At 59.9% G+C, this 14,340-nt stretch carries 14 protein-coding genes; 7 read left to right on the top strand and 7 right to left on the bottom strand.

The features are described from left to right. The first annotated feature begins 2 nt into the window (after positions 1–2). Positions 3–443, top strand: a complete 441-nt coding sequence (locus tag AC2FF8_RS13010) for a MarR family winged helix-turn-helix transcriptional regulator (RefSeq protein ID WP_425079367.1) — start codon at positions 3–5, stop codon at positions 441–443. Between the two features lie 100 nt (positions 444–543). Here AC2FF8_RS13010 and AC2FF8_RS13015 read toward each other — a convergent pair whose 3' ends face one another. Together AC2FF8_RS13015 and ubiG are read right to left on the bottom strand one after the other, a co-directional pair. Continuing rightward, the gene (locus AC2FF8_RS13015) at positions 544–1,125 is read right to left on the bottom strand and encodes a hypothetical protein (RefSeq protein WP_496879884.1); all 582 of its coding nucleotides are present in this window, start codon (positions 1,123–1,125) and stop codon (positions 544–546) included. 10 nt (positions 1,126–1,135) lie between these two features. Continuing rightward, positions 1,136–1,882, bottom strand: coding sequence for a bifunctional 2-polyprenyl-6-hydroxyphenol methylase/3-demethylubiquinol 3-O-methyltransferase UbiG (gene ubiG, locus AC2FF8_RS13020; RefSeq protein WP_496879885.1), 747 nt, complete (start codon positions 1,880–1,882; stop codon positions 1,136–1,138). Positions 1,883–1,930: 48 nt separating this feature from the next. Between ubiG and pip the strand changes: the two genes are divergently transcribed. From pip to infB, 6 genes are all read left to right on the top strand, one after another. Further along, entirely contained in the window at positions 1,931–2,908 is a 978-nt protein-coding gene (pip, locus tag AC2FF8_RS13025; RefSeq protein ID WP_171230291.1) for a prolyl aminopeptidase, read from the top strand. Further along, on the top strand, positions 2,905–3,726 hold the full coding sequence (locus AC2FF8_RS13030; RefSeq protein WP_425079364.1) for an ABC transporter substrate-binding protein: 822 nt from the start codon (positions 2,905–2,907) through the stop codon (positions 3,724–3,726). The genes pip and AC2FF8_RS13030 overlap by 4 nt, the downstream gene beginning before the upstream one ends. A gap of 160 nt (positions 3,727–3,886) precedes the next feature. Further along, positions 3,887–4,477 (top strand): ribosome maturation factor RimP, encoded by a 591-nt coding sequence (gene rimP, locus AC2FF8_RS13035; RefSeq protein ID WP_152459779.1) that lies wholly within the window; start codon positions 3,887–3,889, stop codon positions 4,475–4,477. After that, positions 4,477–6,096: a transcription termination factor NusA gene (gene nusA / locus AC2FF8_RS13040; protein ID WP_480685652.1), complete on the top strand. Its 1,620-nt coding sequence runs from the start codon at positions 4,477–4,479 to the stop codon at positions 6,094–6,096. The genes rimP and nusA overlap by 1 nt, the downstream gene beginning before the upstream one ends. 22 nt (positions 6,097–6,118) lie before the next feature. After that, complete coding sequence (locus AC2FF8_RS13045; protein WP_496879886.1) at positions 6,119–6,742, top strand: RNA-binding protein; 624 nt, start codon at positions 6,119–6,121, stop codon at positions 6,740–6,742. Positions 6,743–6,750: 8 nt separating this feature from the next. Further along, entirely contained in the window at positions 6,751–9,225 is a 2,475-nt protein-coding gene (gene infB, locus AC2FF8_RS13050) for a translation initiation factor IF-2 (protein WP_425079363.1), read from the top strand. A 72-nt stretch (positions 9,226–9,297) separates the two neighbouring features. Here the strand turns inward: infB and AC2FF8_RS13055 are convergent, their stop codons facing one another. From AC2FF8_RS13055 to AC2FF8_RS13075, 5 genes are all read right to left on the bottom strand, one after another. Continuing rightward, a complete protein-coding gene (locus tag AC2FF8_RS13055; RefSeq protein WP_496879887.1) occupies positions 9,298–10,122 on the bottom strand; it encodes an alpha/beta hydrolase in 825 nt (274 codons plus the stop codon). 3 nt (positions 10,123–10,125) lie between these two features. Next, a complete protein-coding gene (locus AC2FF8_RS13060; protein ID WP_496879888.1) occupies positions 10,126–11,010 on the bottom strand; it encodes a tryptophan 2,3-dioxygenase in 885 nt (294 codons plus the stop codon). 64 nt (positions 11,011–11,074) lie between these two features. After that, positions 11,075–12,103, bottom strand: coding sequence for an L-threonine 3-dehydrogenase (gene tdh / locus AC2FF8_RS13065; RefSeq protein WP_496879918.1), 1,029 nt, complete (start codon positions 12,101–12,103; stop codon positions 11,075–11,077). Positions 12,104–12,122: 19 nt separating this feature from the next. Continuing rightward, positions 12,123–13,073 carry a PLP-dependent cysteine synthase family protein gene (locus tag AC2FF8_RS13070; RefSeq protein WP_496879889.1) on the bottom strand — a complete coding sequence of 317 codons (951 nt, stop codon included), beginning with the start codon at positions 13,071–13,073 and terminating at the stop codon, positions 12,123–12,125. Further along, a complete protein-coding gene (locus AC2FF8_RS13075; protein ID WP_425079361.1) occupies positions 13,070–14,257 on the bottom strand; it encodes a glycine C-acetyltransferase in 1,188 nt (395 codons plus the stop codon). Before AC2FF8_RS13075 ends, AC2FF8_RS13070 begins: the two co-directional genes overlap by 4 nt. Positions 14,258–14,340 lie beyond the last annotated feature (83 nt).

The following is a 14,340-nucleotide window of genomic DNA, read 5'->3' on the forward strand; positions in this document are numbered from 1 at the left end:
CAATGACAGAAGACACCAATGCCCTTGCGGTTACGCTGTTCAGCGAGATCCTGACCGCAGACCAGTTGTTGCGTAACCGGCTCAGCCGGGTGCTGCCCAAGGGCATGGAAATTTCGCATTTCTCGGTGCTGAATCATCTGGTTTTTGTCGGCGACGAGCGTAGCCCCGCGCAACTGGCCAGCACATTCCACGTGACCCGAGGCGCGATGACCAACACCTTGGCCAAGCTGGAATGGTCCGGGTACATCCACATCCGCCCCGACTGGGACGACGCCCGCCGCAAGATGGTGGCGATCAGCCCCGCAGGCCGACGGGCGCGGGATCAGGCGATTTCCTCGATTGCACCGCTGATCAACCGCGTGGTCGGAGAGCTGGGGCTGGAGCGGGTCCGAAGCACACTGCCGGTGCTGCGGGATTTGCGGTTGCAGTTGGAGGGGGAGTAGGGATCAGCGAACCGTTGTCCCAAGGTGGATCCAGGACTGGTGTGGTCGGGCGCTGGCAGGCTTGATGCTCATGCAATGTGCCGCGGACTAAACGGCCACTTCATTCTAAGAGCATTCTATCCAGAAGCTGCCGTAAATCACGGGGATCCAAAGCTGGAAAATCACCCAACCAAATTCCGGCCGAAGCCGCCGCCGCGAAAAGAAGACAAGATTCAATTCCTTCTTTGCCCTCATATTGCCCACCATGAACAAGCCATACCAAATACTCTCCTTTTTCTTCTTCATTCGTGGAGAATATTCTCCCTACATTGCATCCTTCGTCAGAGAGTTCGTGTTTGGAAAATGGTTCTGTCGCCTCCTCCGTCAGTTCTAATTCGACTGGTTTCACAAACTTGCCATCCGAAACTATCTCGGGGTCAATAAAGACGAAAAAATACAACGCCCTTACCAGATCATAGTTGTTCGAGTTCGAACCCAAGTAACGATCTGCTATTTCCTGAGTCGCCTCAGAGACTTTAGGATCGCTTACATAGCCATACAGCGGAACGCCTTCATGTTCGTACACGAACACGCCCGCATTCTCTTCTGCTGTGGCTAGTGTGTTATCGAACAAGGTAGCAGCGGAAATTGCCGCACCAAAAAATACCGCGCGCCACGGCGCGTAACTTAAAGATCGAATCAAAAAACCTACCTCACCCCGGCTTCACACTCGCCGTCACGTAATTCACGCTCAAGTCCCGGTCCGAGATCGACCAGCTCCACAGGATCGGGTTGAAGACAAACCCCTTGCGGTCCACCGGGTCCAGCCCGGCCTGACGCAGCAGGTCGAACAGTTCATCCGGGGTGATGAACTTGTTCCATTCATGCGTGCCGCGCGGCAGCCAGCGCATGACGACCTCGGCCCCGAAAATCGCCATCGCATAGGATTTCGGGTTGCGGTTGATGGTTGAACAAATCTCCAACCCGCCGGGCTTAAGCAACTGACGCGTGGCGGTCAGATAGGACAGAGAATCAGCCACATGTTCGACCACTTCCATGTTCAGCACCACATCGAACTGCTCGCCCGCAGCGGCCATGTCCTCGGCCGTGGTGTGGCGATAGTCGATTTGCAGCCCCGATTGCTCGGCATGGATGCGGGCCACGGGCAGGTTGCCCTCGGCGGCGTCGGCACCCACAACGTCAGCACCGAGCCGCGCCATGGGTTCGCTCAGCAGCCCGCCGCCGCAGCCGATATCCAGCAGGCGCAGGCCTTCGAACGGCGTCGGCGACTTTAGGTCGCGATCGAATTCACCGGCGATCTGCTGCGTTATGTAGTCCAGCCGGCACGGGTTAAGCATGTGCAATGGTTTGAATTTTCCGTGCGGGTCCCACCATTCAGCCGCCATCGCCTCGAATTTTGCGATCTCGGACGGGTCCACCGTGTTCGGATGCGCTTGCATTCCTGTCTCCGTGTGCTCTTTTACGCTTAAGGACTATATAGGGCCATAATGGACAAGTACCCGGACCAAAAGCGCGCAGTTCAATATCTGTATCCGCCGATCGACCCTTTCGATCAGCGGATGGTCGATATGGGCGATGGGCACCGTATCTATGTGGAACAATGCGGCAATCCTGACGGCATACCCGTCGTGATCCTGCACGGGGGGCCGGGTGGTGGGTGCAGCCCGGCCATGAGGCGATACTTCGATCCACAGGCCTACAGGGTGATTCTGTTTGACCAGCGCGGATGTGGCCGGTCGCGCCCTACCGCCTCGGTCGAAGACAACACGACGTGGCATCTGGTGGCCGACATAGAGCGGCTGCGCAAACTGTTCGAGATCGAAGAATGGATCGCATTTGGTGGCAGTTGGGGTGCGACTCTGGCGTTGATCTATGCCCAGACTCATCCCGACCGCGTCAGCCGGTTGGTGTTGCGCGGTGTGTTTCTTGCGACTCAGGCCGAGCTTGACTGGTTTTACGGCGGCGGCGCCGGGCGGTTCTGGCCCGAGCAATGGCAGAAGTTCACCTCACTGCTGCCAGAAGTTGAACTGAACGACACCATTGCCGCCTATAACAAACGTCTGTTCTCGGGCGACCGAGCGACAGAGATCCTGTACGCGCGGGCCTGGTCGCATTGGGAAAACGCGCTGGCCTCGATCCACACCAACGGATCGGTTGGCGAAAGCCCCGGCGAATACGCGCGCACCTTTGCGCGGCTCGAGAATCACTATTTCACCAACAAGGCGTTTCTGGAAACGGACGGGCAGATTCTGGATCAGATGGACCGGATCGCGCATATCCCCGGCCATATCGTGCAAGGGCGCTATGACATGATCTGCCCGCCCCAGGCCGCATGGTCGCTGGCCGAACGCTGGCCGAATGCCGAGTTGAAGATGGTTCGTCAGGCGGGGCACGCATTGTCAGAGCCGGGCATCAGCGCAGAGCTGGTACGGATCATGGATCGTGTGGCGGAGGGTGTCGCATGACCCGGATTGACCGCCGTGCTCTCTTTGCCTCTGGTGCCGCGGCTGCATTGCTGGCAGCGACAGGTGCATCCCTTGCCGGGACGCCCAAGAAAGGCGGGACATTGCGTCTGGCCGTTCCGCGCGATGACAGCCTCGAGCAAGTGGCGCGTGGAGCCGTTTTCGACACAATGACCGAAATCGCCCCGGATGGTACTTTGCGCGGTGAGCTTGCGACCGGCTGGCAAACCGACGCCGATGCACGGGTCTGGAGCTTTGATTTGCGTGATGACGCGGTCTTTCACGATGGCGAACCCTTGCAGATTGCCGATGTCATGGCCGTTTTGGCCGAAATCGGAAAGCCCGAGGCCCTTGCCCCCAACCGCCTGCGGCTTGAACTTGCCGAGGCAAATCCCGGATTGCCTTTCCTGCTGGCCGACAGCCGCTTTGTTGTTGCGCGCGCCGGTGAAACCGTAACACCGTTGCGCAACGCCAACGGTACCGGCTGCTATCGTGTCGAACGGGCTGAGGATGGGCGCCATTTCCTGGGCCGTCGTGTCGAGGGGCATTACAAGGATGGTCAGGCCGGATGGGCTGACGCGGTCGAAATCATTGTAATCCCGGACCCTGCTGTGCGGGCCGAGGCGCTGCGGGACGGGTATGTCGATATCGCGGCGCTTCCGGATCGGGCCGGAATGCGAGGCACGCGCGGTGTCCGGTTCCACCCCTCCGAGGCCGACATGGCCCTCGCCGTATCGGATGCTGTCGGGATGCCGCGGCAGATTGCCGGGAACGCTGCACTGGACGATGGCCGCATCGCCGAACGATGGTGGATGGTGTAAATCCGATCGCAACTCCCGCTGGGGGTTGCAGACTCGGACCATCCTGCGTATATGCAGTTTCAACAGCGGCGCGTTGGACTTCTGGCCCAAGGCTCCACCGGAAAATTCGACGGGCCGCGCGCCCGTTTTTTTGTGCCCGACTGACAGGGTAGAGTACCAGATGACAAACGACCTGATAGCAAAAGCTGCCATTGACCGGCGACTGGCCGAGATCATCACCCCGGTGATCGAGGATCTGGGGTATGAGCTGGTCCGCATCCGCCTGATGAGCGGCAAGCAGACCACGCTTCAGATCATGGCCGACAAGCCCGATGGCGGTATTGAAGTGGATGACTGCGCCGAAATTTCCAACGCGGTCAGCGCCACGCTGGATGTCGAGGATCCGATCCTTGACGCCTATACGCTCGAGGTGTCGAGCCCCGGTATCGACCGCCCTCTGACCCGTCTGAAGGATTTCGAGACCTTCGAAGGGTATGAGGCCAAGATCGAGACCGCCGAACTGATTGACGGCCGCCGGCGCTTCAAGGGCGAATTGGCCGGGATCGAAGGGGACGAGGTTTTGATCAACATCCCCGAGGGGGATGAAACCATCACCATCGGTCTGCAATTCGACTGGCTGAGCGATGCCAAGCTGGTCCTGACCGATGACCTGATCAAGGAAATGCTGCGCCAGCGCAAGGATGCCGGCGCCCTGAACGAAAACGCTTTCGACGAGATTGAGACCGAAGGGTCCGAAGAGGAGACGAACTGATGGCAATCACCTCAGCAAACCAGCTGGAGCTGTTGCAGACCGCCGAGGCCGTGGCCCGCGAAAAGATGATCGACCCCGGCCTGGTCGTCGAAGCGATGGAGGAATCGCTCGCCCGTGCCGCCAAGAGCCGCTACGGCGCCGAGATGGACATCCGCGTGTCCATCGACCGCAAGACCGGCAAGGCGACTTTCACCCGTGTTCGCACCGTGGTCGAAGATGACGAGCTTGAAAACTATCAGGCCGAAATGACCGTCGAGCAGGCCAAGCAATACATGGAATCACCCGAAGTTGGCGATGTCTATGTCGAAGAAGTGCCTCCGGTTGAAATGGGTCGGATCGCTGCTCAGTCCGCCAAGCAGGTCATCCTGCAAAAAGTGCGCGAAGCCGAGCGCGACCGTCAGTACGAAGAATTCAAGGATCGCGCGGGCACCATCATCAACGGTGCGGTCAAGCGCGAAGAGTTTGGCAATGTCATCGTCGATCTGGGCGGTGCCGAGGCGGTTCTGCGCCGCAATGACAAGATCGGCCGCGAAAGCTATCGCCCGAATGACCGGGTGCGCGCGTACATCAAGGAAGTGCGCCGCGAAGTACGTGGCCACCAGATCTTCCTGTCGCGCACCGCGCCGGAATTCATGGCCGAGCTGTTCAAGATGGAAGTGCCGGAAATCTATGACGGCATCATCGAGGTCAAGGCCGTGGCCCGTGACCCCGGTTCGCGCGCCAAGATCGCCGTGATTTCCTATGACAACTCGATCGACCCCGTCGGTGCCTGCGTGGGTATGCGCGGCAGCCGCGTGCAGGCCGTCGTGAACGAGTTGCAGGGCGAAAAGATCGACATCATTCCGTGGAACGAAGATCAGCCGACTTTCCTGGTGAACGCGCTGCAACCGGCCGAGGTTTCCAAGGTGGTTCTGGACGAAGAAGCCGGCAAGATCGAGGTTGTCGTGCCCGAAGAACAACTGTCGCTGGCCATTGGCCGCCGCGGTCAGAACGTGCGTCTGGCCAGCCAGCTGACCGGTCTGGACATCGACATCATGACCGAGGCCGAAGAATCAGCGCGCCGCCAGAAGGAATTCGAAGCCCGTACCAAACTGTTCATGGACAGCCTGGATCTGGACGAATTCTTTGCCCAACTGCTGGTCTCGGAGGGCTTCACCAACCTCGAAGAGGTTGCCTATGTCGAGATTGAAGAACTGCTGGTCATCGACGGCGTTGACGAAGGTACCGCGCAGGAACTGCAAACCCGCGCCCGCGAGTATCTGGAGGCACAGGCCAAAGCGGCACTGGACGCGGCGCGCGCACTGGGTGCCGAGGACAGCCTCATTGAATTCGAAGGTCTGACACCCCAGATGGTGGAGGCACTGGCCAAGGACGACGTGAAGACTCTGGAAGACTTCGCAACTTGTGCCGACTGGGAACTGGCCGGTGGCTGGACGACAGTCGATGGTGAACGCGTCAAGGACGACGGTGTACTTGAGCCTTTCGGTGTAACGCTGGAAGAAGCGCAAGACATGGTCATGACCGCGCGTATCCTGCTGGGCTGGGTCGATCCGGCCGAGCTGGAGCAGGCGGAAGAAAACGTCGACGGTGACGCAACAGACGAGGAGGTCGAGGCCTGATCTCAGGCTTCGGGTGGCGTGTATGAGTCGCGGTGGCGCCCATAAGGATCGGTCCGACGGACCCGAGCGCAAGTGCATCGCCACAGGCGAGGTTCAGCCCAAATACGGGCTGATCCGCTTCGTGGCGGGGCCGGACGGTCAGGTTTTTCCGGATGTCGCGGCGAAACTGCCGGGACGAGGGGTCTATGTGGCGGCGGATCGCGCCGCTCTGGACAAGGCCATCGGAAAGAAACTGTTTGCGCGGGGGTTCAAGGCACAAGTGACCGTGCCCAAGGACTTGGCGGAAGAGGTTGAAAAGCAGATCGCACGCCGCGTTGTCGAGCTGCTCAGCCTGGCGCGCAAGTCCGGCGACGCGGTTGCCGGGTACGAAAAGGTCAAGACGTGGCTGGACCGGGAAGAAGCACAGGTGCTGATTCAGGCCGCGGATGGATCGGGGCGCGGTAAGACCAAGCTGAGTACGCCGCACTTCGGAAAATACATAGGTTGGCTGACCGCAGACGAATTAGGACAGGCATTTGGGCGCCAAACGGTGATTCATGCTGCCTTGGCCTCTGGCGGACTCGCCAAACGTGTTGTAGAGGAAGCGCAGCGCCTGCGTGGCTTGCGCGAAACGGATGACGGCGGCAGGGGCCGCACGGAAGGGTAAATAGCTTTATGAGCGATAATGACGGCAAAAAGACATTGGGTCTTCGTGGCGGGGCACGCCCCGGAAATGTGAAACAGAGTTTCAGCCACGGACGCACCAAGAATGTCGTGGTGGAAACCAAACGCAAACGCGTGGTGGTCCCCAAGCCGGGCGCAGCAAAGCCGGGTGGCGGTGCTGCACCATCGGGTGATCCGTCGCGTCGTCCTGCGGGAATTTCCGATGCGGAAATGGCGCGCCGCATGAAGGCGTTGCAAGCGGCCAAGGCACGCGAGGCCGAAGAGGCCGCAGCGCGCGAGGCTGCTGAAAAGGCGCGCGAAGAAGAGCGCGCACGCCGCCGTGCGGAACAGGAAGCCAAGGAACGCGAACAGCGCGAAGCCGAAGAGCGTGCGCGTCAGAAGGCCGAGGATGAAGAGCGCAAGCGCAAAGAGGCGGACGAAGCCGCCAAACGCGCCGCTGCCGCGCCCGCACCGGAAGAGCCCAAGGCGGCTCGCGCTCCGGCCAGCAAACCTGCGCCGGCAGCCACGCCGCGCAAACAGGACCGCGAACGTGAACAGCGTGGTCGTGGCAAGGGTCGTGACGACAATCGCCGTTCGGGCAAGTTGACTCTGGGTCAGGCGACAGGTGGCGAAGGCAACCGTCAGCGCTCGATGGCCGCGATGAAGCGCAAGCAGGAGCGTGCGCGTCAAAAAGCCATGGGCGGTGCCGTTGAACGGGAAAAGGTGATCCGCGACGTACAGCTGCCCGAGGCGATCATGGTCTCGGAACTGGCCAACCGTATGGCCGAACGTGTGGCTGACGTGGTCAAATCGCTGATGAACATGGGCATGATGGTCACGCAGAACCAGACCATCGACGCCGATACTGCCGAGCTGATCATCGAAGAATTCGGCCACAAGGTCACTCGCGTATCCGATTCGGATGTTGAAGACGTCATCAAAGAGGTCGAAGACAGCGAAGCAGATCTGCAGCCGCGTCCGCCGGTCATCACCATCATGGGTCACGTTGACCACGGCAAGACCTCGCTGTTGGACGCAATCCGCGACGCGCGCGTTGTGGCGGGCGAGGCTGGTGGCATCACCCAGCACATCGGCGCGTATCAGGTGAAAACCGATGGCGGCGCCACGCTGACCTTCCTGGATACTCCGGGCCACGCGGCGTTTACGTCGATGCGCTCGCGCGGTGCTCAGGTTACGGATATCGTGGTTCTGGTTGTCGCCGCCGATGATGCGGTGATGCCGCAGACGATCGAAGCGATCAATCACGCAAAAGCGGCCGGAGTGCCGATGATCGTGGCGATCAACAAGGTCGACAAGCCGGATGCAAATCCGGACAAGGTGCGCACCGATCTGTTGCAACACGAAGTCATCGTCGAGAAAATGTCGGGTGAGGTTCAGGACGTCGAAGTGTCCGCCATCACGGGTCAGGGTCTGGACGAATTGCTGGAAGCCATCGCGCTTCAGGCCGAGATTCTGGAACTGAAAGCCAACCCCAACCGCGCCGCTCAGGGGGCCGTGATCGAGGCCCAGTTGGACGTGGGTCGCGGCCCGGTCGCCACGGTTCTGGTTCAGAACGGCACATTGCGTCAGGGTGATATCTTCGTCGTGGGTGAGCAGTACGGTAAGGTCCGTGCGCTGATCAACGACAAGGGTGAGCGCGTCAAGGAAGCTGGCCCCTCGGTTCCGGTCGAGGTTCTGGGCCTGAACGGTACGCCCGAAGCCGGTGACGTTCTGAACGTGACCGAGACCGAAGCTCAGGCCCGTGAAATCGCCGCCTATCGTGAACAGGCCGCCAAGGACAAACGCGCCGCTGCCGGTGCCGCGACCACCCTCGAGCAGCTGATGCAGAAGGCCAAGGAAGACGAGAACGTGGCCGAGTTGCCGATCCTCGTCAAAGCCGATGTGCAGGGTTCTGCCGAGGCCATTGTTCAGGCGATGGAAAAGATCGGGAACGACGAGGTGCGCGTGCGCGTTCTGCACTCGGGTGTGGGTGCGATCACCGAAACGGATGTCGGTCTGGCGGAAGCCTCCGGCGCGCCGGTCTTTGGCTTCAACGTCCGTGCCAACGCATCGGCGCGGAACACGGCGAACCAAAAGGGTGTCGAGATTCGCTATTACTCGGTGATCTATGATCTGGTCGACGACGTGAAAGCGGCCGCATCCGGTCTGCTGAGCGCCGAGATCCGCGAAAAGTTCATCGGCTATGCCGAGATCCGCGAAGTCTTCAAGGTTACAGGTGTCGGCAAGGTTGCTGGCTGTCTGGTCACCGAAGGCGTTGCCCGCCGTTCCGCAGGCGTCCGCCTGCTGCGCGACAACGTGGTGATCCACGAAGGCACGCTGAAGACGCTGAAGCGCTTCAAAGACGAAGTGGCCGAGGTTCAGTCGGGTCAGGAATGCGGTATGGCGTTCGAAAACTACGACGATATCCGCCAGGGCGACGTAATCGAGATCTTCGAGCGCGAAGAGGTTACCCGCACCCTGGATTGATCCGAAGCGGGATGAACTCAAAAAAAACAGCGGCACCGATTGGGCCGCTGTTTTTGTTTGAAAAATGCCTCGTTACGTGTCGGACAGGAATGTCCCGGAATGCAGGATGATGTCGAAATGGTGCATTCCGTGTTTCAAGGCAAAGCTGACCGAGTGCCCGGCCTTGCGCAGCCGTTCCGCATAGTCGCGGCTTTGACGAATGAATTCGCCGGTGTCCCGTTCCCCCACTGAAACATGATAGCGGGGGCCCGGTGGGGGCAGGTTGCGGATCGGGGACAGATCGTTCACTTCGACCGGCGTCAGGTGCAGCGAATCATTCACGGACGTCAAACTGACGGGTTCCAGATCATAAACACCGCTGATCAGAAGCACATCACGCACGCGCAGCCCGGCGCGGGCCAATGCGCCGGCCGAGCTTGCCATGACCATGCTTGCCAGATGGGCGCCGGCACTGTGCCCTGACAAAGTGATCCGTGTCGGGTCGAATCCCAGTGCCCCGGCCTGGGACGCAAGCCACAGAAGGGCGTCGCGGCATTCGTCGACCATTTGATCCAGCCGCGCATCCGGGGCGAGCGTGTAGTTCAAGGTGGCAAAGGATTGCTCGGCCTGGATCAGCGCCGGGGCCATCATGGCCGATTCGCGCTGGCTGAGATCCTGCCAATACCCACCGTGAATAAAGACATGCAACGGGGCTCCGGCCCCCTTCGCGGGAAAGAAATCCAGCACCTGGGCCGGGGTGTCGCCATAGGCCAGGTTGGCCTGAACGGGCAACTCGGCGCGGGCCTGCGCACTGAGCGCTTGATAGCTGGCAAGATAGGGGGCCAGGTCACCACCGATCATCGAACTGGGAGAGTACTCCCGCTCCAGTTCGGCTTGTGAAAATCCGCGATACAGCATGGCTCAGTCCTGCCCGCTGTACATCAGTTCCGTCCGCACATCGTAGAGGTCATGGAAGAACCGCAACTCAAGTGCCTTTCGCAGGAAAGCCACGCCGCTGGAACCTCCGGTGCCGGGTTGCATTCCGATCACACGTTCAACCGCGGTGGCGTGGTCAAAGCGCCAGCGTTGAAACAGGCTTTCCACATCCATGAGTTTTTCGGCCAGCGCGTACAGATCCCAGTACTTTTCCGTGTTGCGGAACACTTCGACCCAGATCTGAACCACGCGCGGATCACCGGAATACGGCTCGGAGTAGTCCCGCTCGATCAAGTCCCGTGGAACGTCGAACCCCTGTCGGGCCAGCATGTGCAACACTTCGTCATACAGGGACGGTTTGGTCAGGGCGGCGGTCAGCATCTCCATCACCTCAGGGTCATGCTCGTGCACTTTCAGGGTCGAGGCATCCTTGTTGCCAAGAATGAACTCGATCTGCCTGTACCCATAGCTTTGAAACCCGGAAGAGTTGCCCAGGGCCTGCCGAAACGTCATATAGTCGGCCGGCGTCATGGTCAGCAGGGTTTCCCAGGCCGCAATCAATTGCCGTTGAATGGCCTTGATGCGGTCGAGGTTCTTCATGGCGGGTCCGAATTCATCTTGTTGCAGGAACCGGCGGACCTCGACCAGTTGGTGATGCATCAGTTTCAGCCACAGCTCACTGACCTGATGAATGATGATGAACAGCATCTCGTCAGGTTGTGCGGGGTCCTGAAAGGTTTTTTGCAGGTTCAGCAGCGTCTTCAGTTGCAGGAAGTCGCCATAGCTTTTGCGGTGCGTTTCGGCGAAATCAGTGACCAGGGTGTCTTCGACCCCCCGCTGCAACAGACGATCGTCTTTGTCCTCGCCCATCTCATGCCTCCCTTGTGCAAGTTCTGCACCTGTCTAGGGGCTGAGGTTGCAACTTTCCAGCGCGTTAGGTCCAGTCCAGAACAACCTTGCCGGACAGGCCTGATTTCATCGCGGAAAACCCTTGGGCGAAATCATCAACCGCAAAGCGGTGCGTGATCACGCGGGACACATCCAGACCGTTTTGCAGCATGGCGATCATCTTGTACCACGTCTCGAACATCTCACGCCCATAGACCCCCTTGATCGTGATCGCCTTGAACACGATGCGCGACCAGTCAACCGGAGACTTGCCCGGTGGAATCCCCAGCAACGCGATCTTTCCACCCATCACCAACGCTTCGACCATCTGGTCCAGGGCGGACTGCGAGCCGGACATCTCAAGCCCGACATCGAACCCTTCTTTCATCCCAAGCTCGGCTATGACGTCCTGCAAATCCTCGGTGGATACATCGACGGTCCGCACCGAAGGAACCACATGTTCCGCCAGTTTCAATCGGTCTGCATTGATGTCGGTGATGACCACGTTGCGCGCACCCGCGTGACGAGCGACGGCAGCGGCCATGATGCCGATGGGGCCTGCACCCGTGATCAGAACATCCTCGCCCAGCAAATCAAAGCTGAGGGCAGTATGCACTGCGTTGCCCAGCGGATCGAGGATGGCTCCGATCTCATCCGGTATGTCGTCGGGCAAGGGAACCACGTTGAAAGCAGGCAGTTTCAGATACTCGGCAAATGCGCCCTGTTCGTTTACTCCTATGCCCCGAGTGCCCGGATCCAGGTGGAACTTTCCGGCGCGGCTCTGGCGGCTGTCGGTGGTGATCAGATGACCTTCGCCCGAGCACCGCTGGCCGATTTCAAGCCCTGTCACGTTGCGTCCGATCTCGACGATCTCTCCGGCAAACTCATGGCCGGTGATCATCGGAACCGGCACGGTATGAGAGGCCCATTCATCCCAGTTCCAGATATGGATGTCGGTGCCGCAGATGCCCGTCTTGTGGATGCGGATCAGCACGTCATCCGGGCCGATTTCGGGGATCGGGGCCTGCACCACCCACAGCCCCTCTTCGGGTTTGGATTTTTCCAGTGCTTTCATCGTGTTGGGTCGCATGGACTTACTCCCACAAATCGGTCGACAGGTATTTCAGGCCGCTGTCACACATGATGATTGCGACGCATCCGCCTTCCTCGGGACCGCGAAGCAGTTCAATTGCCGCGGCAAGGTTCGCGCCTGCCGAATAACCTGCGAATATCCCCTCGGTGCGGGCCAGAAGCCGGGCACAATCCCGCGCGGCCTTTCCCGAAACAGCAAGGTGTCCTGCCAATTGGATGCCCTTCAGATGCACCAGATCACCCATGGCGTAACCACCGCCCTGAATGGGGTGATCCGGGATCGAAACCGGTTCACCGGCCAATGCGCGAGCGCCTTCGGGTTCTATGGCATAACACCGTACGCCGTGTCGGTTCAGATACTCTGCCGCGCCAGCCAGTGTTCCACCGGATCCTGCAAAATCGCAGAATGCCGTAACGGTGCCTTCGGATTGCGCCCAGATCTCGGGCCCGGTCCCGGTTTCGTGGGCCTTGGGATTTCCCGAATGACCAAATTGATCGGCACGATATGCGTTACGTTCGGCTGTGATGCGTTTCGCCTCGACATCGACCAGTTCAAGATCGGCGCCCGAGACTTCGCCGGGTTTGCTGCCCGGGGCCTGGGGCACGATGACAACTTCGGCCCCCAGGGCCCGCATCATACGTGCACGTTCGACCGAGTTCCCGGCGCTCATGACTGCCACGAAAGGATGGCCCAGAATACCGCAAACGATAGCCAGCCCGGTTCCCATATTGCCCGAGGTCAGCTCGACCACCGTTTGCCCAGGTGACAGAGAACCGTCTGCGCGCGCCGTTTCGATGATGGACTTTGCCGCGCGGTCCTTTTTCGAAAACCCCGGCAGCAAGTAATCAAGCTTGGCGATGATACGCCCGTTCAGCTTCTGCTGGGCACACATGCGCGACAGTTCAACCATGGGGGTGTCGCCGATCACATCAATGACCGATGGAAGGATCATTCGATGACCCCCAGTTCTTTGCCGACCTTGCCAAATGCGGACAGGGCGCGGTCCAGTTCATCCCTGGTCAGAGCCGCGTTCATCTGCGTTCTGATCCGCGCTTGCCCGCGTGGGACGACCGGGAAGAAGAAGCCCGAAACATAGACGCCTTCGTCGAACAGCCGTGACGCCATGTCTTGAGCCAGCGTCGCCTCACCCAGCATCACCGGGATGATCGGGTGTTCCCCGGGCAGCAGGTCAAAACCAAGCTTTTCCAAGCCAGCGCGCCAGTACTTGGCGTTGCCGAACAGTTGCGCGCGCAGCATGTCGCCTTCTTCGACCAGACGGATCGCCTCCAATCCGGCAGCGACGATGGAGGGCGGCAGCGAGTTTGAGAACAGATAGGGCCGCGCCCGCTGCCGCAGCAGGTCGATCACTGGCTGCGGCCCGGCGATATAGCCGCCGATTGCCCCCCCAAGTGCCTTGCCCAAGGTTCCCGTCAGAATATCCACATCGACGCCGAAATGATCCGGTGTGCCGGCCCCGTTCGGCCCCATGAAGCCGGTCGCGTGGCAATCGTCCACCATGACAATCGCATCGTATTTATCGGCCAGTTCCCGGATTTTCGGCAGGTTGGCCAGATAACCGTCCATCGAGAACACGCCATCGGTGGCGATCATGATGTGCCGCGCCCCGTCCTCGCGCGCCTGTTTCAGCCAGGCTTCGAGGTCATTCATGTCGTTGTTCAGATAGCGATAGCGTTTGGCCTTGCACAGCCGCACGCCGTCGATGATCGAGGCGTGGTTCAGGCTGTCCGAAATGATGGCGTCTTCCGGTCCCAGCAGAGGTTCAAACAGCCCGCCATTGGCGTCGAAACAGGCGGCAAAAAGGATGGAGTCGTCTTTGTTCAGGAAACTGGCAAGACGTTGTTCCAGTTCGCGGTGAATGTCTTGCGTGCCACAGATGAACCGAACCGACGCCATGCCGAATCCCTTGGGGCCCATAGCTTGTGTTGCGGCCTCGATCAGCGCGGGATGATCCGCCAGACCCAGATAGTTGTTGGCACAGAGGTTGATCACCTGCTTGCCGCCGACAGTAATCTCACCGCCCTGAGGCGAGGTGATCATTCGTTCGCGTTTGTAAAGACCCTCAGATTCGATCTGCGCAAGTGTGTCCGTGATATGGGACAGGAATGCATCTGCCATGGCGACCTCCGTTCAACTGAGTCGCACATCTAACATAGCGGATGAAATTCCCAAATAGGGGAAATTCAATATGAAGGAAAAAT

The organism is Ruegeria sp. YTSA144 (assembly GCF_059610125.1).